This window comes from Paraburkholderia sp. (genome assembly GCF_028283785.1).
Classification (GTDB): Bacteria; Pseudomonadota; Gammaproteobacteria; order Burkholderiales; family Burkholderiaceae; genus Paraburkholderia.
In genome coordinates this window covers 307761-328277 of sequence record NZ_JAPWKB010000013.1, presented here as the reverse complement: position 1 = coordinate 328277, position 20517 = coordinate 307761, and the positions used below count along the sequence as shown (strand labels likewise).

Below are 20517 nucleotides of genomic sequence, written 5' to 3'. Positions count from 1 at the left end.
GCCATGCCGCGGCGGCGACGTGCCAAGGACGAAACTTACCGGTGTGCGTCGAAGTATCTTGTCATTCCGTCCCAACTAATTTCAGAAAAACGTTTGCGTGAAACACGACGTTGCAAGGTAGCAACATTCGGAGTCGCGGGGTAATGGGGTGTAAGTTTCTTTTGGCGGGGAGGATCGGGGTGAGTTGGGCTTGGGTTGGGCAGAATGCAGCTACTGTTTCGATGTGAAAAAAATCGACATTCCGGGGTGAGGCCGGAAAATATTGGCATTGATCTGGCGGCGTGCCGCTTACAGGGAGTTGCAAAATGGATCAGCAAAAACCAATGATGGCGACGGTCGGCCTCACGTTTGCTCCAGAGCCGGTGCAAGCGACGGAACCGCGACCGGAAAGGCCGCGTCTCAAGGATCTGATGCGAGCCGAGCGCGAACGGCAGCCCACCCGTCGCGTCGTCCCCGTTTTGAAACCGCTCGCAGCGTTGCCGCGCGCGCTGCCGGACGGCGACATGAATCCGGCGACGCGCAGCGGTCCGACGCATCGGCCATTGCTCAAAGCGCTGATGGCGGAAGAGCGCGCGCGTATTGCACGCCTGCGCACGAAGGCCGTCGCGGATGAACTGTGATCTTGATGTTTTCGTGTCCGCTCGCAGCATCAGCGTTATGCGCGAGGTGGTCTCGTCTACGACGATGTCATTCGCCCGCGCCTGGCTCCGGTTTACGACGTCCTGACCACCCAGGTCTGGATTTCTGGCGACACCCCTGCCCTCGTCATCGGAAAAGACGATCGCGAATCCGGTCGCTGGCTGGATGCCGCCAGCAAAGCGCAACTGGCTCGGATGGCCGGCAAATCCTCTGGCTACGTTACGCAGTTGCACGAAGACTGCGCCAATCTCGCCATCGAGTTCATGGCCGCCGTTCTCGCCGATTCCCCGACCTGCCGTCAGCGCACATCGCTCGAACGCGCGGTCGGGATCATCGGAATGCCGACGTAGAATGTCGGCCAACGCTGGCGGCTCACGCCAGATGACGCGCACCGTCACAGAGCCGACCCACGCATAACGGACCCTGAATCATAAAAATGACTGACTCTTCCCGCATCCGGAACATTCTGATTCCGGCCGCTATCGGCTTCCTCATCTTCCTGGCCTTCACCGGCGGGCACGCACTGAATCCGCTTCACATCGACTGGATCATGTCGATCGGCGGCGACTCCGTTCAACACTACATCGGCTGGAACTTCTTCCGCCACACGCCGTATCTGGAATTCCCGCCGGGCCTGAATCCGGGATACGGCGAAGCGCTCGGAAGTTCGGTCGTCTTCTCCGATTCGATCCCGCTACTGGCGATCTTTTTCAAGGCGATTCGCGGCGTCCTGCCGGATCAGTTTCAATACTTCGGACTGTGGATCGCCGCCTGCTTCGTCCTGCAAGCGGTCTTCGCGTGGGCGATCCTGTCGCTTCGCACGAACGACACCGTGATCAAGGCATTGGGTTGCGCGCTGCTGACGCTGTCGCCGCCGATGCTCTGGCGCTTGCACGGCCATGAAGCGCTGATCGGACATTGGCTGCTGCTTGCCGCGCTGTATCTCTATCTGAGCCCGCGGACCAAAACGTGGCACTGGCTGTTGCTGATCGGCGTGGCCGCACCGGTACACGCGTATCTGCTCGCGATGGTGTCGGGAATCTGGTTTGCCGACCGGCTGCGCATGCTGGCCCCCGGCAACACCCGTTTGAAGCAACTGGCCGTCGAACTGCCGTGTGTCGCCGTGGTGCTGTTCATCACGACCTGGACCGCCGGCTACTACACGGTCAACAGCGTCACGGCAGGCGGATTCGGCACGTATCGCGTCACGCTGACCTCGCCGTTCCGCGCGGAAGACATCTGGTCGATCTGGACCAGCTTCGGGTTTCTCGGTGGCGACTACGAAGGCTTTTGCTATGCCGGTGTCGGCGTCATGCTGCTTCTGGTGGCGACCGTGGTACTGACCGTCAGACAGCGCAAGAGCGCGCCGGTCGCGTCGGCCGCGTCAGTCCAGTGGCGGAAGCATGCACCGCTGATCGCCGTATGCACGCTGTTCTACCTGTTCTCGTTGTCCAACCGGATCTCGCTGGGCGGCAGGCATGAGCTTTTCCAATATCCGCTGCCGGCGTTCGTCGAGCCGATCACCTCGACGTTTCGTGCGTCGGGCCGGTTTATCTGGCCGGTTTTTTACACGGTCATCGTCTTTCTGCTGTTCCGCTTCATCAAGCTGTCGCCCAGAAAATGGACGATCCCGCTGCTGTGCGTGTTCCTGATCTTTCAGGCCACGGACCTGACCAAAGCGTCGAAGTTTTTCAGGGCACGCTGGACGCAACCGTACACGCCGACGCTCTCGGCCGGATTCTGGAACGACGTGCCGAAGCAGTACACGCGCGTCGCGCTGGTGTTGCCGCTCGATGGCCAGGACACCTATGCGCCGATCGCGCTGATGGCGTCCACGGCAAAGATGACGATCAACGGCGGCTCGCTCGCGCGCTTCGATTTCGGCAAGCTCGCCGAAGTGCAGACGCAGTTGCAGGACACGATCGCGCACGGCACCTATCAGCCCGACACGCTTTACGTGTTCAATACGCCGCAAAACTGGGCGATCGCACAGGCGAATTTCAAGGGCGACGGGTTTATCGGAACCGTCGATGGTTATCACGTGATCGCCCCGCAGTGGCATGGATGCACGTCGTCATGTGGTGCGTCGGGGTTGCGGTGATAGCCACGCTGGGTTTCGACGGACGAAACTCGCCGTAAGCGGACGCCGCGCATTCGAATTGCGCGGCGTCTTCACCGTCAAACCTCCGAATCCGGCAACTCCGTCTTCGTCACGATCGGCCCGTGATCTTCACCGGCCGTCTCTTCGTCCTGCGCGTACAGATCCCACGCCGCCATGAACAGCGCCGCGATCAACGGTCCGATCACGAAACCGTTGATGCCGAAAATCGCCATCCCGCCCAGCGTCGAAATCAGCACGCACCAGTCGGGCATTTTCACGTCCTTGCCCACCAGAATCGGACGCAGGATGTTATCCACCAGCCCGATCACGACCACGCAAAACACCACCAGAATCACGCCGCGCCAGATATCGCCGGTCAACAGGAAATAGGCCGCCGCCGGTGCCCACACCAGCGCCGCGCCGATCGCGGGCAACAGCGACAGGAACGCCATCAGCACGCCCCACAGCAACGCGCCCTGAATGCCCAGAATCATGAAGATCATGCCGCCAAGAAAACCCTGCGCTGCGGCGACCGCGATATTGCCCTTGACCGTCGCGCGAACCACCGTCGTGAACTTCGCGATCAGATGCTGCTTGTGACGCGGATCGAGCGGCAACGCACGACGGATCCGCCCGCCGATTTCCTTGCCGTCACGCAGCAGGAAAAACACCAGATACAACATCACGCCGAAGCTGATCACGAAGTCGAACGTATTCTGTCCGATGCTGAGCGCCTTGGTCGCGGCAAACTGGCTGATCGCGGCCGCGCCGTCGGTCAGCCGCCGCTGGATGCCGGCGATATCGGTCAGGCCGAAACGTTCGAGCAGCGTCTGCACCGACGTCGGCAACGCATGCACGATCTGCTGGAAATACGTCGTCAGGTTCGGCTGGCCCGACTTGATCTGCGCGTACGCAAGCCCGATTTCCTGAACCAGCGTCGCCGCGACGAAAGCCAGCGGCAGAATCACGATCACCACTGTTCCGGACAGCGTCGTCAACGCGGCGAGATTGCGGCGCCGGCCGAATTTCGCGGACAGATAACGCTGCATCGGCTGGAACAGAATCGCGAGAATCGTCCCCCAGAACACCGCGCCGAAAAACGGCAGCAGTATCCAGCCGAGCGCGACCGTGGCGATCGCCAGCAGGATATGGAAAAACTTTTGATGAACCGTGTTTTCGCTCATGTACGCCTTCGAAAGAAACTGGAGTGAAGCCAAACAACGCGGCGTGTGGCCGGCGAGCCGTCTATCGCATCGCGTAAGCCGGATCGCGCAAACCCGAGGGCGCAACGCGTCGAAGCAAGCAGTTAGCGTTCCCGGCCGCGTTCGCGTGATTCCATCACGGCCATTCTCACCGACAATCGCCGCGCGAGGAAACTGCAACTGCGCGGCACGCGCACTGCCCTCGCCCGTATTTCATCAACGATTCACGACTTCGCGCCGGCTTGCCGATGGCCGCTGACGTGCGCGCCCGCGTTGCGCGACAACGTGAACACGTCGGCAATCGCGATCACGCTCAGCACGGCGATCAACAGAAACGCGACGCTGAAATCGGCAGGCAGCAGACGTTGCGCATCGTGTCCGTGCCACCACGCGGCGAGTCGCAACGCAATCGCGCCGGCCGCGACGCCCATCCCCATCGTCATCTGGCCGAGTGTGCTCGACAGTGTCGAAGCGCCGCTCATCTGCGGCTTGGGCACGTCGGCGAAACTCAACGTGTTGATCGCGGTGAATTGCAGCGAGCGCGCGAGGCCGCTCACGAACAGTGTGAACAGGATCCATCCGTACGGCGTAGTCGGCGTCAGCAGACTCATGCTGGCCAGCGTCAACGCGGCGCACATGCCGTTCGCGACCAGCACCGTACGGAACCCGAAGCGCCTGACGATCGGTGTCGTGACGAGTTTCATCGAGAGGTTGCCGGCGAACACCGCGAGCGTCAGCAAACCCGACTGAAACGGATTCATCCCGAAACCGACCTGAAACATCAGCGGCAGCAGAAACGGCACGGCGCTGATCGAGATGCGAAACAGCGAGCCGCCGCCGATCGCCACCGCGAAAGTCTTGATCCGGAACGCGGACAGATCGACCATCGGATGCGCGGTCCGGCGCAGATGAAACCACGCGGCCGCGCCCGACGCGAGCCCGATCGCGAGAAACGCGAGCGCCGCATGCCACGAGGCGTCGGCGCGGCCGGTCAGTTCCATCGCGTACATCACCGAGGTCCCGGCGACGCCGCTCAGCACGAAACCGGTCACGTCGAACGGTCGCCGGTCGGGTTCGTGAGCCGCGCCGATAAAGCGCCACGCGAGCACCATCCCCGCAAGACCGAGCGGCAGGTTCAGATAGAAGATCCAGCGCCACGACGAATAGGTGGTGATCAAACCGCCCAACGGCGGCCCGATCACCGGCGCGATCAACGCGGGCCACGTGATGATCGAAATCGCGCGCATCAACCCTTCTTTCGGCGTGACGCGCAGCACGGCGAGCCGCCCGACCGGCACCATCATCGCGCCGCCGATGCCCTGCACGATCCGCGCGGCCGTGAACTGCGCGAGAGTGTCGGTGATCCCGCAGACGACCGACGCGCCCGTGAAAATCGCCAGCGCGGTGGTGAACACGGCGCGCACGCCGAAGCGGTCGGCGAGCCATCCGCTGATCGGAATGAATACCGCGAGCGTCAGCAGATACGACGTAATGCCGATGCTCAGTTCGACCGGCCGGATGCCGAACGAGTGCGCCATCTGCGGCAGCGCGGTGGCGATGATGGTGCCGTCGAGGTTCTCCATGAACATCGCGGCCGCGACCAGCGCGGTAATCAGCGACGCGCCGCCGGGACGCACGGCCTCAGATGACGAAACCGACATCGACGAAATCTCCTGGGTCACACATGAATAGTGTCGGGGGTGAATACGTGCGTTCGTGCGGATGGAGAAAAACTACCGGCACGAACGCCGTCGCCACTTTGGGTCCGGATCAGCGGTCATGGTAACAGCCCGGTTTGCGCTCGCCACCAACCGTCACGACGAAACCGGTTAAACCCGTTGGCGAACCGGCGTGCGGTGTGGAATTACCGCTATCCGGCGAAAAACGCGTCGTCGCACCGGACGCTTGAGCGTGCGCGCTTTGACAGCGCAATGGCCCGGTTCGACTCGGTGCCCCCGCGTCGCATTTTTGCGTCACCGATCGCAACGCAGACCGTAATCCGAACAAACCCGCACCGCCACTCACCCAAAAATGCGCTTGATTCATAACGCATTTTCCGCGCGGCGCGTCATTTAGCCACGTTTTGGAAGAGCTTATTGTAGAATTTCTACATGTCTATGGAACCGGTTCCAAATATCATCGCGGTAGCAGTGAATCGCTGCACGTGATCGCAATGGCGCCCCCCAATCTGGTGACTCGATAACATGCCTGAATTCCCCCTTACCTCTCGCCGAGGCTTTTTACGCTCGGCTGTCGCGTTGGTTCCGGCCGGCACGCTGGCCGGTTGCGACGTGCAGAACACGTCGAATTCCAGCGCGAATCGCAGCGCGCCCGGCCAGGCCGATACGCCGCGCGCCGACTACAAGCCCCGCTTTTTCGATGCCAAAGAGTGGTCGTTTATCCACGCGGCCGTCGACCGGTTGATTCCGCCGGATAGCGAAGGTCCGGGCGCCGTCGATGCGGGCGTGCCCGAGTTCATCGACCGTCAGATGGATACGCCGTACGCGCATGGCGCGCTCTGGTACATGCAGGCGCCGTTCAAACAGGGCGTTCCCGAGTTGGGCTACCAGTTGAAGCTGGTGCCGCGCGATCTGTACCGGCTCGGCATTGCCTCCGTGAACGCGTATTGCACGACCGCCCACGGCAAGCCGTTCGATGCGCTCGATGCCGCCACCCGCGACACCGTGCTCGGCGCGCTCGAAAAAGCCAGCGTCGAATTGCAGGACGTACCGGCCAACGTGTTCTTCGCGCAACTGCTGCAAAACACCCGCGAAGGCTATTTCTGCGACCCGATCCACGGCGGCAATCGCGAGATGGGTGGCTGGAAAATGATCGGCTTTCCCGGCGCACGCGCGGATTTCATGGACTTCGTCAACCAGAACGGCCAGGCCTATCCGTACGGTCCCGTGTCGATCGAAGGAAAACGCACCTGATGGCAATCAATACCAAACCGCACGCCGATGCGGTGATCGTCGGCTTCGGCTGGACCGGCGCGATTCTCGCGAAGGAACTGACCGAAGCGGGACTCAAAGTCGTCGCGCTCGAACGCGGCGAGTATCGCGATACGTATCCGGACGGCGCGTACCCGAATACGATCGACGAACTCACGTACAACGTTCGCAAGAAGCTGTTCCTCGACCTGTCGAAGACCACCGTTTCGATCCGTCACAACCTCGCGGATACGGCGTTGCCATACCGGCAACTGGCCGCGTTTCTGCCGGGCGAAGGGGTCGGCGGCGCGGGCTTGCACTGGTCGGGCGTGCACTTCCGGATCACGCCGGAAGAGCTGCGTCTGCGCAGCCATTACGAAGAGCGCTACGGCAAGTCGTTCATCCCCGAAGGCATGACGATCCAGGATTACGGCGTCAGCTATGAAGAGCTCGAACCGCATTTCGACTTTGCGGAGAAAGTGTTCGGCACATCGGGTCAGGCCTACAAGGTCAACGGCCAGGTGGTTGGCGACGGCAATATTTTCGAGGCGCCGCGCAGCAATCATTTTCCGTTGCCCGCGCAACAGAACACCTATTCCGCCGAGCGTTTCAGCAAGGCCGCGAGCGAACTCGGTCTGCATCCGTACCGGCTGCCGTCGGCCAATACGTCGGGGCCGTATACGAATCCGTACGGCGCGCAAATGGGCCCGTGCAACTTCTGCGGCTTTTGCAGCGGTTACGCGTGCTACATGTATTCGAAGGCATCGCCGAACCTGAATATCCTGCCCGCGCTGAAGCAGTCGCCGAACTTCGAATTGCGTGCGCGCTGTCACGTGCTGCGGGTCGATCTCGACGATTCGAAAAAGCGTGCGAAAGGCGTCACCTACGTCGATCCGTCGGGTCAGGAAGTGTTCCAGCCGGCCGATCTCGTGATCGTCGCGGCATTCCAGTATCACAACGTGCATCTGCTGCTGCTGTCGGGCATCGGCAAACCGTACGATCCGGTGTCGGGCGAAGGGGTGGTCGGACGCAATTTCGCGTACCAGAACCTGTCGACGATCACCGCGTTTTTCGACAAGGACACGTACACCAATCCGTTTATCGGCGCGGGCGGCAACGGCGTCGGTCTCGACGATTTCAACGCGGACAACTTCGATCACGGCCCGCTCGGTTTTGTCGGCGGCTCGCCGTTGTGGGTGAATCAGGCGGGCGCCAAGCCGATCAGCGGCATCGCGACGCCGGCCGGCACGCCGAACTGGGGCAGCGCGTGGAAGAAGTCGGTCAAGGACCACTACGCGCATACGGTGTCGATGGATGCGCACGGGTCGAACATGTCGTATCGCGACGTGTTCCTCGACCTCGATCCGACGTATCGGGATTCGTACGGCCAGCCGCTGCTGCGCATGACCTTCGACTGGAAAGACAACGACATCAAGATGGCGCGCTACGTGACCGGTCAGATGCACAAGATCGCCGAGCAGATGGGACCGACAGCGATCAACGTCTACACGCGCGAATACGGCGCGCATTTCGATTCGAGGCGCTATCAGACCACCCACCTGGTCGGCGGCGCGGTGATGGGCACCGATCCGAAAACCAGCGTGCTGAACCGCTATCTGCAGAGCTGGGACGTTCACAACGTGTTCGTGATGGGCGCGTCGGCGTTTCCGCAAGGCATCGGCTACAACCCGACAGGACTGGTCGCCGCCCTCGCCTACTGGTCCGCGCGGGCCATCCGCACGCAGTATCTGAAGAACCCCGGCCCGCTGGTGAGCGTATGAGCATGCGTATGACGAAGACTTCATTCCGGCGCGCGAAGCGGGCGTTCCGTTCGCTATGCGCCGTGGGCGTGTCGGCTGCGATGTTCGGGCCGCTGATCGCGGATGCGGCGTCTGCGTTGCCAGCTTCGGCGCAGCAATCCGACGCTGCGTCGATCGCGCATGGCGAGTACCTTGCGCGCGCGGGCGATTGCATCGCATGTCATTCGGCGCCGACGGGCAAACCGTTCGCGGGCGGACTGAAATTCGACACGCCGATCGGCGCGATCTATTCAACCAACATCACGCCGGATCGCTCGACCGGCATCGGAGCGTGGACCTTCGCGCAGTTCGATCGCGCGGTGCGGGCGGGCGTGAAGCCGAACGGCGACACGCTGTATCCGGCGATGCCGTATCCGTCGTATGCGCGTCTGAGTGACGACGACATGCATGCGCTGTACGCCTACTTCGCGCATGGCGTCGCGCCGGTCCAGCAGCGTAATCGTCCGGTCGATATCGTGTGGCCGCTGTCGATGCGCTGGCCGCTCGGCGTGTGGCGTCAACTGTTCGCGCCGGATCCGAAACCGTTCGACGCATCCCGCTACACCGATCCGGTGCTCGCGCGCGGCGCGTATCTCGTGCAAGGTCTCGGCCACTGCGGCGCATGTCACACGCCGCGCGCGGTGACGATGCAGGAACTGGCGCTGAACGATCTCGGCGGGCCGTCGTATCTGTCGGGCGGCGCGCCGATCGACGGCTGGGTGCCGTCGAGTCTGCGCGGCAATCCACGCACCGGCGTCGGCGCATGGAGCGAGGCCGATCTCGTGCAGTTCCTGAAGACCGGCCGCACTGCGCACGCCGCTGCATTCGGCGGTATGACCGACGTCGTGCAACACAGCGCGCAATACATGAGCGATGCCGATGTCATCGCGATGGCGCGCTACATCAAGACCCTGCCGTCGAACGATCCAGCGGAAAAACCGTATGCGTACGACGACACGGCCGCACGCGCGCTGCGTACCGGCGACGCCAGCGCACCCGGCGCGGCGGTCTATCGCGACAACTGCACGGCCTGCCATCGCAGCGACGGACGCGGCTACACGCGCGTGTTCCCGGCGCTCGGCGGCAATCCCGTGGTGCAGGGCAAGGATGCGACATCGCTGATTCACGTGCTGCTGTCCGGCAGCACGCTGGCCGGCACGAAGACCGCGCCGTCGTCGTTCACGATGCCGCCGTTCGGCTGGCGTCTGAACGATCAGGAGGTCGCCGACGTGACCAACTTCGTGCGAACCAGTTGGGGCAACCGGGGCGCGACGGTCAGCGCCGCGGATGTCGCGAAAGTCCGCAAGACGGTCACGATCGACGCGCCCGAACTACCGCCGGGCGCGGTGCGGAGCCACTAGCAGTCGCCAGGCGCGCGCGAATGCATGCGCGCGGCGCAAAGAAGAATCCCGGCGAGTTCGCCGGGATTCTTCGTGACGCTGCCGGAATGACCGCTCAGGATTTGCGGCGTTTGCCGTACCAGCCGGTGAAGTGATCGAGACGTTGCATCAAACGGGCACGTTGCCGTTCGCGGCGGTAATGGGTAATCATCAGCGGAAATGCAATGCCGACTGCAATGCCGGCAATGGTCAGACCCATCCCTACTTCGTTCATGACGCGTTCCTCCCGGTGAGACCGTTGACGACGCCCCGCCGCTGACCGCGCGGACGGTTATCGAAGGGTTTTCGCAGAAAAATCAGGTCGCTGAATGGCCGCTCGCTGCCTGTTTGCGGCTGTGCGCGTGGCGCACTGGGTGTGACGCGGCGATAAAACCACGCCGCTTTGAAACCAGATGTTCGGGGATAAAAACGTTCATTCGTGCTTTCCGCCGGCATGCAGTTAATCACCCCGATTATCCCGTGACGTGCCCGTGGACAAGCGGAGAGAAATGAATCGTCTATCTAAACGATAAAACGAACGGTCGTTTTCAGCGTCCGTTTCAGATTAGATAATTCATTCTAACCAGGTGCGTTGTGCACTGCACACACTTCCGTCTACGTGCTTACCCTGGTGTCCAAGACCCCTGTGAAAACTCGCGGGGCGCAATCCCAGAGCCAGCCTCAGCTTACGCTACGTTACCTGAGATTGACCCGCCCCCTATTAATGAGCAGACAAATACTGTCATCAAAAATCCATTTGGAACGCAAGTGTTTCGATGGTTAGAATGATTGCTCTAACGTAATTCTGGGGTAAAAAATCGCAAGAGTTTTCTGCGGCCTCCCGTGAATGGACTGCGTTTGCTTTTTCACCGTGGCGAATCATCGGCCATCGGTGACACGGTGGGTCAAGGCTGAAAGGTTGCGCATGTTCCGGAATGACCGGGATGTGTCCGGCTTAATGCGCGCGGCGCTCACATTCTAAAAAGATCGAAGAATGAATAATGCCGAGTTCAGAAGACAGGAATTGGTGCATATCGAAGCAATGGTCATGCGCCTTGCCCGACTGCTCGATGAAGTCGAGCCTTTTCACGCATCGACCGCGATCCACGAACCCGATTACTGGCAGGCGCGCATCGCCGGTTTTCTGGCGCAAGGCGGCGTCACGCCGATCGAAGCGTCACGAGCCCGCGTGCTGCTCGACCGCCTCTGTGCGGTGACCGCGAAGTCGCAGACCGTCGTCGGCGTCCATCCCGTATCGAGTCAGGCGGCTTGAGCGAGCGCAACGGCGCGCCCAATTGCGTAGTCATCCGGAGCATTCGGGTCGCCCAACCCGCTCAATCCACCGAAACAGGCGGTAAACGGACGTTTGATCGCAGATTGGCACACGCGTCGTGCACCGCACAATGTGTCTCCAGCGTCCAGTGAAAGGAAGAAACCATGTGTGCCGCACCGACCCGCGTTCGCGACCCACTGCCCGATTCCGTTCCGCTCTTCCTGATTCCCGCGCTGACCTGCGTGGTGTTGTGCGTGCTGTGGATCACGATCCTCGCGCGCCTGCACACCGAACGCGCCAACGAATTGCGCGACACCCGGAACTCGGCGAACACGCTCGCCGCCGCACTCCAGACCCACACGCTGAAAACCATCCACGACATCGATGAAATCGCGTTGCTCGTGAAGTACGGGTATGAAGACGGGTCCGGGAATTTCGATCTCGGCGTCTTGCAGGCGCGTGGCCTGATCACCAGCGACACCGCGTTGCAAGTGACGCTGGTCGGCGCGGACGGCCGCGTGATCGCGTCGACGCTGCCGGTCGGCGCGACAGTCGATATCAGCGACCGCGAGCATTTCGCCGTGCATCGGCGTCGCGCGGACGCGGGGCTTTTTATCAGCCGTCCGATGATCGGCCGCGTATCGAAAAAGTGGTCGATCCAGGCGACGCGCCGGCTCGACCGGCCGGACGGCAGTTTCGGCGGTGTCGTGGTGGTGTCGGAAGACCCGGCATCGTTGACCGGCTCGTTCTACAACCCTGCCGCGCTGGGCGCGCAAGGGCTGGTTTCGGTGTTGTCGCGCGCGGGTTTTCGTCTGTCGCGCCGCGCGGGCGGCCGTCCTGGCGATATCGTCGGACCGGCGCCGCACATCTACCTCGACTTGCTGAAACACGGCGATGGCGAGGTGATCGATCCGATCGACGGTGTAGAGCGAATCGTCGCGGTACGCTCGATCGATCAATACGGACTCGTTGTCGTGGCCGGTTTATCGGTGGCCGAAGCGCTCGAAGATTACGTGAGAATGCGCAACGGCTATCTGACGATGGCGGCCATCATTTCGCTGATGCTCAGCGGTTTTGCGATCTGGGTGATGGTGCTGATCCGCCAACTCACGACCGGCCGCGAAGCACTGCGTTGCCTGTCGCAAACCGACCGTCTGACCGGACTGCCGAATCGTGGACATATGACGGACCTGCTCGAACACGCGGTCGCGCGATCGGACGCGCCTGACCGGATCGCGCTGATCTTCGTCGATCTGGACAACTTCAAGGCGCTCAACGACACCTGCGGCCATCATGCCGGCGACGAAGCGCTGGTCGTGCTGGCGCAGCGTCTGCGCGCGTCGGTGGGCGAACTCGGCATCGCGGGACGCTTCGGCGGCGATGAGTTTATCGTCGTGATCGATGCGGACGACGCCGCGGCAACCGCGTCGGCGATCGTGTGCCGGATCGATGCGGCGCTGGACGGCAACGGCACGTATGTCAGCGCGGATATCGGCGCGCCGACGGGCATGCCGTCGAGCTACCGCCCGCGCTGCGACGCCGGGCATCTGGCGGGCATGCTGCGCGCGAGCGTCGGCGTGGCGGTGCGGGACGACGGCGAAACCGCCGCCGACCTGCTGAAGAAAGCGGATCACGCGATGTACGACGCGAAGCGACGGCGTCAGATCGAGGAGATTGCGAGAATTGCCGCGGCGTGCGAAACCGGCCGCGCCGAATCGGGCGGCGGGTCGAATATCGCGTCGAATGTCACATCGATTGACGGCCATATGCGCCGTCGATATCGCGATGTGACTTCCGTCTCGTAGCGATAAGAATGAATCGCGTTTGCGGGAAAATGATTGATTAAAGCCGGTGAATTAATCCGCACGCGCCAATGAGCGAATTGAGGGTGAATTGACTCGCATCAATTCACCCACCGAATTAATCGAGAATCAGCCGGTCGTTAATCGTGCGCAACGACATTACCGAATTGCGCGCGGCCAGTTACCAGACAACCCGCGAGAAAGTTTTCAGCCTGGATGCTGGACGCGGTATTGCCGAAACCCTTCTTCAGCGCGTCCTGTTTGACCATGTGGGCGCCCTGCCGGCATGTCACCGTGCCAGGTTCGCCGGCCTGCGCATGCATGAACAGGCGGTCGGTCATCAGGTAGGCGAGCAGCATTACCACCGCAATATTGAATACGCGTCTCATGGTTAGTCTCCTCCTGTGAGTAAGACTATCGCGAACCTTTGACGCTTGATGCTAGGGCTTTCCCGATTTGCCCCGTATTTTGTTGTTTCAAATCGTGATTAATGGACTTGGGGAAAACCATTTGATGCGACGCAATAAAAAAATGGCAGTGGTCAAAATCGTTCTGGTACTGTTTTTTTAACGATTATGACGCACTGCCGCATTGCACTTTTTAAACGCGCTGCGCGTTAGCGCGTGGTGCGCTTCGCCGCGAATCCACCGAAAAACGACTGCGCGTTCGCCTGAAGGCTGTCCAGGTGATAACCGCCCTCCTGCACGATCACGGTCGGCAGTTGCAGTGCGCCGATCGCGTCGCCGAGACGGCCGAATCCTTCCGTGGTCACGGCAACCATCGATTGCGGATCGTCCTTGTAGATGTCGAAACCGAGCGCAAGCACCAGCGCGTCCGGCTGAAAGCGGCGCAGCTCGCGCAGCGCCGAATCCAGCCGCGCGAAGAAAACGTCCTCGCCGGCACCGTGCGGCATCGGCAGATTCAGGTTGTAGCCGTCGCCGTCGCCCTGACCGCGCTCTTCTTCGTAACCAGCCACGACCGGATAGAAGTTGGTCGGGTCGCCATGAATCGACACATACAGCACGTCGTCGCGGCCATAGAAGATCTCCTGGACGCCCTGACCGTGATGCATATCCGTATCGAGAACCGCGACGCGCCCGAAGCGTCCGCGCAACGCCTGCGCGGCGATCGCCGCGTTGTTCAGATAGCAGAAACCGCCTGCCGCTTCCGCGCGCGCATGATGCCCAGGCGGCCGGCACAGCGCATACGACTCCCGCGCGCCGTCGAGCACCGCCTGCGCGCCAGCCACCGCGCTTTGCGCCGACCAGTACGCGGAATGCCATGTGTCGGCGCCGACCGGGCAACTGCCGTCCGCGAGATAGCGCGCCGCCTTGCCGAGAATCCCGCGCAACGGATTGCCTTCACGGATGAAGACGTTCGACATCACTTCGTCGCCCCAATCGGCGGGCATCTGTTTCCATTCGGCATGCGCTTCTTCGAGGAAGCGCAAATAGTTCATTCCGTGGACCGCGGCCAGCGGCGCGGTGCCGGCATCGGCAGGTTCGCGCACGTCGAAACCCAGCGTTTTTGCCGCTTCGACGAGGCGCAGCGCGCGCTCGGGCACTTCCTGCGGCGTACGCATCTGGCCTCGCGACAGATAGCTGCGCGGGTGATGCTTCAATTGCTCCGGATGAAAATACGTCAGCATGATGGGTCGATTCCTTTGAGTCTTGATGCGGTGAAGCGTCTGTCGCAGCGTTCGCATGCTCGCATGCGTAAAGTTGGGTCAAGCGGGATCACGCATGCGTGTCGCGCATGCATCGATGCACGCCTGCGCGGCTTGCATGCGCGCAGCGCATGCAAGCATCCGGTTAGCGGTTAGCGGCTGAGAACCGCGCCGGGCGCGTCGGCGCGGCGATGCTTCAGCGCGTCGAGCGCGACGATGCACACCAGCGACATCCCCGCGAGGCCGGTATAGAACACCGCGAGCGGCCACCACTGGCCGGCGAACCGATGCGCGAGCCACGTGCCGACCAGCGGCGTCAAGCCACCCGCAATCGCGCCGCACACCTGATACGACAGCGAGATCGCCGAATAGCGGATATGCGTCGGGAATACGCCGCTGACGAACCCAGCGATCACCGAATAGAAGCTCGCCATGCAGATCACCGCGAGCGCAATACCGACCACCATCGACACCACGTTGCCGCTTTGCACCAGCATGAACATCGGATACGGCGACGCCATTGCGCACAGTGCCGCGAGTTTCAGGAAGCGCGCGCCGCCGAGCTTTTCCGACAGATAGGCGGCGAGCGGCTGCGCCATAAACTGGATGATCGCGACGGCGAACAGGCAGTCGAGGATTGTGGATTTGGTCACGCCGACGTACTGGGTGGTGTACGCGATCATGAAGGTGTTGGTGAAGTAGACGCCCGCGATACCGATCGTATTGGCACCGATGCACAGCGCCACCAGCATGCCCGAGGTCCTGAACACTTCGGCGACCGGCAATGCCACGGTGCGCTTCGAGCGTTTTTCCTGCTCGAATTCCGGCGACTCGTTGACACCCATCCGGATGAAGATGCCGACGCCGAGCAGCACCGCGCTGGCGAGAAACGGCAGACGCCAGCCCCACGCGATGAAATCCGCATGTTCCATCGATGTCACCGCGCGGAACGCGATCAGCGACAGAATCAGTCCGGCCGGACTGCCGAGTTGCGCGAACGACGCGAAGAACGTGCGACGCCCTTGCGGTGCATGTTCACCGGCCATCAGCACCGCGCCGCCCCACTCGCCGCCCACCGCCACGCCCTGCACGACCCGCAACAGCACCAGCAGCACCGGCGCCAGCACGCCGACGCGCGCATACGACGGCAGCAGGCCGACGCCGACGGTCGCGACGCCCATCATCAGCAGCGTCGTCATCAGTGCTTTCTTGCGGCCGATCCGGTCGCCGAGGTGGCCGAAGATCAATCCGCCGAGCGGCCGCGCGAAAAAGCCCACGGCGAAGGTGCCGAACGACGCCATCGTGCTGAGAAACGGATCGTGCGACGGAAAGTACAACTCGCCGAACACCAGCGCTGCGGCCGTGGCGTAAATGTAGAAGTCGTACCACTCGATCATCGTGCCGATAAAGGCCGCCGCGGCGGCGCGTACCGGTTGCCGGGCCGGCTGGGAAACTGAACTCACAGAAGACTCCTGTTTCGCGCCCGGTCGTCCGGGCTGTCGTTGCTGGGGTTGAGCCGCTGTTCAGGCTGCGTGCGAACACGTCGTCACCCTTGCTTTATCGACAGCCATAAAACATTAGTAAAATTTCGGTTTATTATTCCGCGTATAACTTTGGCTAATATCGCGAGCGTCACGTGACCCAGATCCATGCGGAAATGAACCGTTTTTTGAACGACCGGCTCGACTGGAATCTGCTGCGCACCTTTCTGGTGATCATGCAGGAACGCAGCGTGAGTCGCGCCGCCGCGCGCATGCATCTGACGCAACCCGCGGTCAGTCAGGCGTTGAAACGTCTCGAAGATACGTTGGGCCGCACGCTGATCCAGCGTCGCGGGCCGCACTTCGAACCGACGCGCGCCGGCGAGGAGGTGTACCGGATCGCGAGCGATATCTACGGGCAGATGTCCCGGCTCGAAACCGAACTCGACGACAGCACCGACGACATCACCGGCTCGATTCGTCTGCTGACGGTCAGCCGGATCGATTCGTCGGTGTATGACGGCTTTCTCGCCGATTTCCATCGCACGTATCCGCGCATCGATTTGCAGATCGAGGTGATGCGCTCGTCGGACATCATTTCGTCGCTGCTGCAAAAGACCGCGACGGCCGGTCTCGGCTTATGCCGCACACCCGTCGACAAGCTCGAACAGCGCTGTTTCCTGCGTCAACGTTACGCGATGTTTTGCGGTCGGCATCATCGTCTGTTCGGGCGGCCCGCACTGACGATGGACGACCTGCTCGCGGAAAATTTCGTGTCGTTCACCAGCGACCAGATCGGCGACAGTCTGTCGCCGCTGACCGTGTTTCGCGATCAGCGCGGCTTTACCGGGCGCATCGTCGCGTCGTCGGCGAGTCTGGAGGAAGTCCGCCGGCTGATCTTCGCGGGCTATGGAATCGGCTGTCTGCCGGAACACATCGTGCGCGACGACGTGGCGCAACAGCGCTTGTGGCCGTTGCCGCCCGAAGAAGGTATTGCCGATGTCGATGTCCACCTGATGTGGCATCGCGCGCGCAAGATGAACGCCGCGGAGCAGGCGTTTATCGACGCGATGGAGCGCACCATGCAGCGTTATTCGCTGCCGGAGCGCCTCGCCACGCGCTGACGCCGCGCGACTGAATCACGGCCGCGAAGTCCTGGTGTAGCGCATCCAGACAGCGTCGTGATCCGCTCTTTCTACCGACGTCAGTTGCAGATACGTCGGTGCTTTCCACGCGTCCATCGATATTTCGTACGACGACGGATGCGCGCTGCGTCCATCGACGAGCGGCATGATCAGCACGCTCACTTCATCGACGAGTCCCGCGTTGACGAATGCACCGCTCACGTGCGAGCCGCCTTCCACGATCAGCCGCTTCACGCCGAGTTCGCGCGCGAGCGTGTCGAGCACGGCGGCGAGGTCGAGATCAGTGTCGCCGCCGAATACATACGACACGTCGATCGATTGCAGATACGCGAGGTAGTCGTCCGGCACGGCGCGCGTCAACACTTCCACGATATGCGAATCGAGCGCGGTGTTGTTTTTCCACGCCACCCGACCGTTCGGATCGATCGAAATCGCATATTGCGACGCGTCGCGTTTCGCGAAGAAATCGGTACGTTCTACCGGCAAATTTTTCGCGAGACCTTTCAGATAATCGGTGCCGTGCGAGATCTCCTGCATCGTCACGCGACCGCAAATCCAGCCGTCAGCCTTGAACGACGCGGCTGTCGACTCGTACACGTCCGACGCGAACTTCAGATGCCAGCCGTCGGTCAGGCTGCGTCCATCCACCGACGACATCATGTGACTGATTACGTAAGGTTTCATGCGCTACGCTCCATGCGAATTACGGTCATTAATCTGGTATCTTGCGAACCTCGAAACCGCTGTTTCAGCAAACGCCGTTCCGCACCGAAAACAGCGGGTTTCCCCTGAAGTTTTGGTTAAATCTGACAAAAAGCTGTGGTGTTTTCACGCGAATAGCTGCCAAACCGGCCTCTATTCATTGGATTGAAATCGCATCGCTCGCTGCACACTTCAGTCATACCAGCGAGTTGAGGAACACATGTCTTCCAACACTGAAAGAAATACGCCGTTCGACACCAACGCCGACGGCATCGATCTGAGCGGTTCGTCCGAGATTCAGGTGCCCGCACTGTCCACGCAGGATTGGGGCCACGTCGGCGCCATGTCCGACACGATCATGATGCGCGGCCTGCAACAGGCTTCCGACGACGTGCTGCGACTCGCTACCGCGACCTATTCCGCCAGCGCATCGGGCGATGCGTCGCGTGTGCAGGCGGCGCGGGCGTCGCTGGAAAAGAAACTGGCCATGACCACGACCTTGATCGACGCGCTCCTGTCGCGAGACAGCGCGTCGCATTGAAGACGATCTGACGATTAAACGGCGCGCCCGCCACCTGAACCGCGGTCGCGTTTTGCAGCAAGCTTGAACCTGGAAGATGAAATGAGCGCTTTGACGGTAATTCTCTGTGTGTGGGCGACAGTCGCAGTGTTTGCGGTGCTGTTCATTCGTGGTGCAACCTCGCGTTTCACGCGTCCTTCCGACGCTGAAAAAGCCTTCGACGCCAAGCGCACCCGCCAGGACAAGCGCGACGAATCCAGCACGACCTATCGTTCGCTGGTGTAACTACGCATCATCACGAAGGTATGAACGGCGGCGCAACCGATGCGCCGCGTTCATGCCTTCGCCGGAACCGGACACTCCGGTTCCCCGGAACTCCCAGCCTTACTGCGCCGATCCACCCGCCGACGCGCCGGACGACACCTGCGCCGTTTCCTGTGCCGGATCCTGCCAGCCCAGACCCAAACTCTTCTGTAACCCGACGTAGTTCTTGATCAACTGCGCGTCGCTCTGGATCCGCGTCTGCTCCGCGCTGTAGCGCGTGCGTTCCGCGTCGAGCCAGTCCAGCGCAGTTGCGGTGCCCGCCTGATAACGCTGCTCCGTCAACGTTGCCGCGTGCGTCGCGGAGGCTTCCACCTTGCGCAGGCTCATGTCGTTCTCGCGTTCATGCCCGTATCGCGACAACGCGACATCGGCGTCTTTCAACGCGCCCAGCACCGTGCTCCGATACTTCGCCTGGGCTTCGTCGAGTCCGGCCTTCGCCTGATCGACATTCGCCTTCGTGCGACCAAAATCAAACGCGTTCCATTGCAGATACGGCACGCCGAACCACGTGAAATTCTGCTTGCGCAGCAGATGGCCCGGATTGGCGGCCGTGAAACTCAAACCGCCCATCAGCGAGACCTTCGGGAAATAGTCCGCGACGTGCTCGCCGATCTGCGCGTTTTGCGACGCGAGATGACGCTCGGCAGCACGCACGTCAGGACGTTGACGCAGCAATTGCGCGGGATCGCCGACAGCAATCGTCGCGGGCAACGTCGGCAACGGCGCGGCACCCGACAGTTGCGCGTCGAGCGCGCCCGGTTCGTGGCCCGTCAGGACCGCGAGTTCGTCGAGCGATTCGTCGATCTGCGCGTCCAGCGGAATAATCGACGCACGGGTGTTTTCGACCTGGGTACGCACACGTTCGACATCGAGCTCCGACGCCACGCCGCGATCGCGACGCTGCTCGGTCAACGTCAATACGCGCTGCTCGATATCCACCGTCTTACGGGCGATGGCGACGCGTTGCTGCTGATCGCGCAAACCCACATACGCATTGCCGATTTCAGCGGCGAGTTGCACGTGCGCATCGGCGAGATCGGCTTGCGACGCATCCGCTTCCGCCGATGCCGCCTCGACCGCGCGACGCGTGCCGCCGAACAGATCGAGCTCCCAGCTCGCGTCGAAACCGGTGAGGAACAGATCGACCGGCCCCTGACCACCCGACGACGAACCGCCTTCCAGTGAAGACAGATTCGGCTCGCGCATGCGCACCATCGCCGCATCCGCGCTGAGCTTCGGCGCGCCGTTGCTCTTCGCATGCTGAAGTCCCGCACGCGATTCGCGCACGCGCGCTTCGGCGGCGTGCAGATCGGGGCTGTTTTTGATCGCATCGTCGATCAGTGCGTTCAGTTCCGGATCGTTCAGCGCGACCCACCATGCGGCGACACCCGGACCCGTGGATACGATGCCCTGCGGCGCGCGCTTGAACGTGTCGGCATGCGCGACGGTCGGCGCGCCGTGATAGTCGGGGCCGACGGTGCATCCCCCGAGCGCGAGTCCGGCAGCGGCCACTGCCGCGATCGCGCTGATACGCAAAGTAGAAAGTGACGTCAT

Annotated in this window: 18 protein-coding genes; 9 read left to right on the top strand and 9 right to left on the bottom strand. The window is 62.0% G+C overall.

Translation table 11 applies throughout. The features are described 5' to 3' along the window. Positions 1 to 35: 35 nt before the first annotated feature. Entirely contained in the window at positions 36 to 1001 is a 966-nt protein-coding gene (locus tag PW947_RS15515) for a hypothetical protein (protein WP_299633213.1), read from the bottom strand. Positions 1002 to 1075: 74 nt separating this feature from the next. On the opposite strand from PW947_RS15515, the gene PW947_RS15510 reads away from it, so the two are divergent. Beyond that, complete coding sequence (locus PW947_RS15510) at positions 1076 to 2740, top strand: DUF6311 domain-containing protein (RefSeq protein WP_299633212.1); 1665 nt, start codon at positions 1076 to 1078, stop codon at positions 2738 to 2740. A 77-nt stretch (positions 2741 to 2817) separates the two neighbouring features. Here PW947_RS15510 and PW947_RS15505 read toward each other — a convergent pair whose 3' ends face one another. Together PW947_RS15505 and PW947_RS15500 are read right to left on the bottom strand one after the other, a co-directional pair. Further along, positions 2818 to 3924, bottom strand: coding sequence for an AI-2E family transporter (locus tag PW947_RS15505; protein WP_299633211.1), 1107 nt, complete (start codon positions 3922 to 3924; stop codon positions 2818 to 2820). 242 nt (positions 3925 to 4166) lie between these two features. Continuing rightward, positions 4167 to 5603 carry a DHA2 family efflux MFS transporter permease subunit gene (locus tag PW947_RS15500; protein ID WP_299633210.1) on the bottom strand — a complete coding sequence of 479 codons (1437 nt, stop codon included), beginning with the start codon at positions 5601 to 5603 and terminating at the stop codon, positions 4167 to 4169. A 543-nt stretch (positions 5604 to 6146) separates the two neighbouring features. Here PW947_RS15500 and PW947_RS15495 point away from each other — a divergent pair. From PW947_RS15495 to PW947_RS15485, 3 genes are all read left to right on the top strand, one after another. Continuing rightward, positions 6147 to 6875, top strand: a complete 729-nt coding sequence (locus PW947_RS15495) for a gluconate 2-dehydrogenase subunit 3 family protein (RefSeq protein WP_299633209.1) — start codon at positions 6147 to 6149, stop codon at positions 6873 to 6875. Next, the gene (locus PW947_RS15490; protein ID WP_299633208.1) at positions 6875 to 8653 is read left to right on the top strand and encodes a GMC family oxidoreductase; all 1779 of its coding nucleotides are present in this window, start codon (positions 6875 to 6877) and stop codon (positions 8651 to 8653) included. Before PW947_RS15495 ends, PW947_RS15490 begins: the two co-directional genes overlap by 1 nt. Before the next feature lie 80 nt (positions 8654 to 8733). Then, positions 8734 to 10032, top strand: coding sequence for a cytochrome c (locus PW947_RS15485; protein WP_299633328.1), 1299 nt, complete (start codon positions 8734 to 8736; stop codon positions 10030 to 10032). A 94-nt stretch (positions 10033 to 10126) separates the two neighbouring features. On the opposite strand, the gene PW947_RS15480 is transcribed toward PW947_RS15485, so the two are convergent. Then, the gene (locus tag PW947_RS15480; protein WP_299633207.1) at positions 10127 to 10285 is read right to left on the bottom strand and encodes a hypothetical protein; all 159 of its coding nucleotides are present in this window, start codon (positions 10283 to 10285) and stop codon (positions 10127 to 10129) included. Positions 10286 to 11098: 813 nt separating this feature from the next. On the opposite strand from PW947_RS15480, the gene PW947_RS15475 reads away from it, so the two are divergent. Further along, complete coding sequence (locus tag PW947_RS15475; RefSeq protein ID WP_299633206.1) at positions 11099 to 11323, top strand: hypothetical protein; 225 nt, start codon at positions 11099 to 11101, stop codon at positions 11321 to 11323. Between the two features lie 164 nt (positions 11324 to 11487). Then, a complete protein-coding gene (locus PW947_RS15470; protein ID WP_299633205.1) occupies positions 11488 to 13128 on the top strand; it encodes a sensor domain-containing diguanylate cyclase in 1641 nt (546 codons plus the stop codon). Positions 13129 to 13265: 137 nt separating this feature from the next. Here the strand turns inward: PW947_RS15470 and PW947_RS15465 are convergent, their stop codons facing one another. The 3 genes from PW947_RS15465 to PW947_RS15455 all read right to left on the bottom strand — a co-directional run bounded on the left by PW947_RS15465 (position 13266) and on the right by PW947_RS15455 (position 16254). Continuing rightward, complete coding sequence (locus PW947_RS15465) at positions 13266 to 13514, bottom strand: hypothetical protein (RefSeq protein ID WP_299633204.1); 249 nt, start codon at positions 13512 to 13514, stop codon at positions 13266 to 13268. 227 nt (positions 13515 to 13741) lie between these two features. Then, positions 13742 to 14773 (bottom strand): histone deacetylase family protein, encoded by a 1032-nt coding sequence (locus PW947_RS15460; RefSeq protein ID WP_299633203.1) that lies wholly within the window; start codon positions 14771 to 14773, stop codon positions 13742 to 13744. A gap of 170 nt (positions 14774 to 14943) precedes the next feature. Then, the gene (locus PW947_RS15455) at positions 14944 to 16254 is read right to left on the bottom strand and encodes an MFS transporter (RefSeq protein ID WP_299633202.1); all 1311 of its coding nucleotides are present in this window, start codon (positions 16252 to 16254) and stop codon (positions 14944 to 14946) included. Between the two features lie 194 nt (positions 16255 to 16448). Between PW947_RS15455 and PW947_RS15450 the strand changes: the two genes are divergently transcribed. After that, positions 16449 to 17396 carry a LysR family transcriptional regulator gene (locus tag PW947_RS15450; protein ID WP_299633327.1) on the top strand — a complete coding sequence of 316 codons (948 nt, stop codon included), beginning with the start codon at positions 16449 to 16451 and terminating at the stop codon, positions 17394 to 17396. A gap of 15 nt (positions 17397 to 17411) precedes the next feature. On the opposite strand, the gene PW947_RS15445 is transcribed toward PW947_RS15450, so the two are convergent. Then, on the bottom strand, positions 17412 to 18101 hold the full coding sequence (locus tag PW947_RS15445; RefSeq protein WP_299633201.1) for a dihydrofolate reductase family protein: 690 nt from the start codon (positions 18099 to 18101) through the stop codon (positions 17412 to 17414). A 238-nt stretch (positions 18102 to 18339) separates the two neighbouring features. Between PW947_RS15445 and PW947_RS15440 the strand changes: the two genes are divergently transcribed. Then, the gene (locus PW947_RS15440; protein ID WP_299633200.1) at positions 18340 to 18660 is read left to right on the top strand and encodes a hypothetical protein; all 321 of its coding nucleotides are present in this window, start codon (positions 18340 to 18342) and stop codon (positions 18658 to 18660) included. A gap of 63 nt (positions 18661 to 18723) precedes the next feature. Then, positions 18724 to 18924 carry a hypothetical protein gene (locus PW947_RS15435; RefSeq protein ID WP_299633199.1) on the top strand — a complete coding sequence of 67 codons (201 nt, stop codon included), beginning with the start codon at positions 18724 to 18726 and terminating at the stop codon, positions 18922 to 18924. Positions 18925 to 19023: 99 nt separating this feature from the next. Here the strand turns inward: PW947_RS15435 and PW947_RS15430 are convergent, their stop codons facing one another. Continuing rightward, the gene (locus PW947_RS15430) at positions 19024 to 20517 is read right to left on the bottom strand and encodes a TolC family protein (protein WP_299633198.1); all 1494 of its coding nucleotides are present in this window, start codon (positions 20515 to 20517) and stop codon (positions 19024 to 19026) included.

Excerpts from the sequence above, each read along its gene's own strand:
- PW947_RS15475 (WP_299633206.1), top strand. The coding sequence starts at position 11,099 with ATGCGCCTTGCCCGACTGCTCGATGAAGTCGAGCCTTTTCACGCATCG.
- PW947_RS15470 (WP_299633205.1), top strand. The coding sequence starts at position 11,488 with ATGTGTGCCGCACCGACCCGCGTTCGCGACCCACTGCCCGATTCCGTT.
- PW947_RS15440 (WP_299633200.1), top strand. The coding sequence starts at position 18,340 with ATGTCTTCCAACACTGAAAGAAATACGCCGTTCGACACCAACGCCGAC.
- PW947_RS15505 (WP_299633211.1), bottom strand. The coding sequence starts at position 3,924 with ATGAGCGAAAACACGGTTCATCAAAAGTTTTTCCATATCCTGCTGGCG.
- PW947_RS15445 (WP_299633201.1), bottom strand. The coding sequence starts at position 18,101 with ATGAAACCTTACGTAATCAGTCACATGATGTCGTCGGTGGATGGACGC.
- PW947_RS15500 (WP_299633210.1), bottom strand. The coding sequence starts at position 5,603 with ATGTCGGTTTCGTCATCTGAGGCCGTGCGTCCCGGCGGCGCGTCGCTG.
- PW947_RS15450 (WP_299633327.1), top strand. The coding sequence starts at position 16,449 with ATGAACCGTTTTTTGAACGACCGGCTCGACTGGAATCTGCTGCGCACC.
- PW947_RS15495 (WP_299633209.1), top strand. The coding sequence starts at position 6,147 with ATGCCTGAATTCCCCCTTACCTCTCGCCGAGGCTTTTTACGCTCGGCT.
- PW947_RS15510 (WP_299633212.1), top strand. The coding sequence starts at position 1,076 with ATGACTGACTCTTCCCGCATCCGGAACATTCTGATTCCGGCCGCTATC.
- PW947_RS15480 (WP_299633207.1), bottom strand. The coding sequence starts at position 10,285 with ATGAACGAAGTAGGGATGGGTCTGACCATTGCCGGCATTGCAGTCGGC.
- PW947_RS15465 (WP_299633204.1), bottom strand. The coding sequence starts at position 13,514 with ATGAGACGCGTATTCAATATTGCGGTGGTAATGCTGCTCGCCTACCTG.
- PW947_RS15430 (WP_299633198.1), bottom strand. The coding sequence starts at position 20,517 with ATGACGTCACTTTCTACTTTGCGTATCAGCGCGATCGCGGCAGTGGCC.
- PW947_RS15490 (WP_299633208.1), top strand. The coding sequence starts at position 6,875 with ATGGCAATCAATACCAAACCGCACGCCGATGCGGTGATCGTCGGCTTC.
- PW947_RS15485 (WP_299633328.1), top strand. The coding sequence starts at position 8,734 with ATGTTCGGGCCGCTGATCGCGGATGCGGCGTCTGCGTTGCCAGCTTCG.
- PW947_RS15460 (WP_299633203.1), bottom strand. The coding sequence starts at position 14,773 with ATGCTGACGTATTTTCATCCGGAGCAATTGAAGCATCACCCGCGCAGC.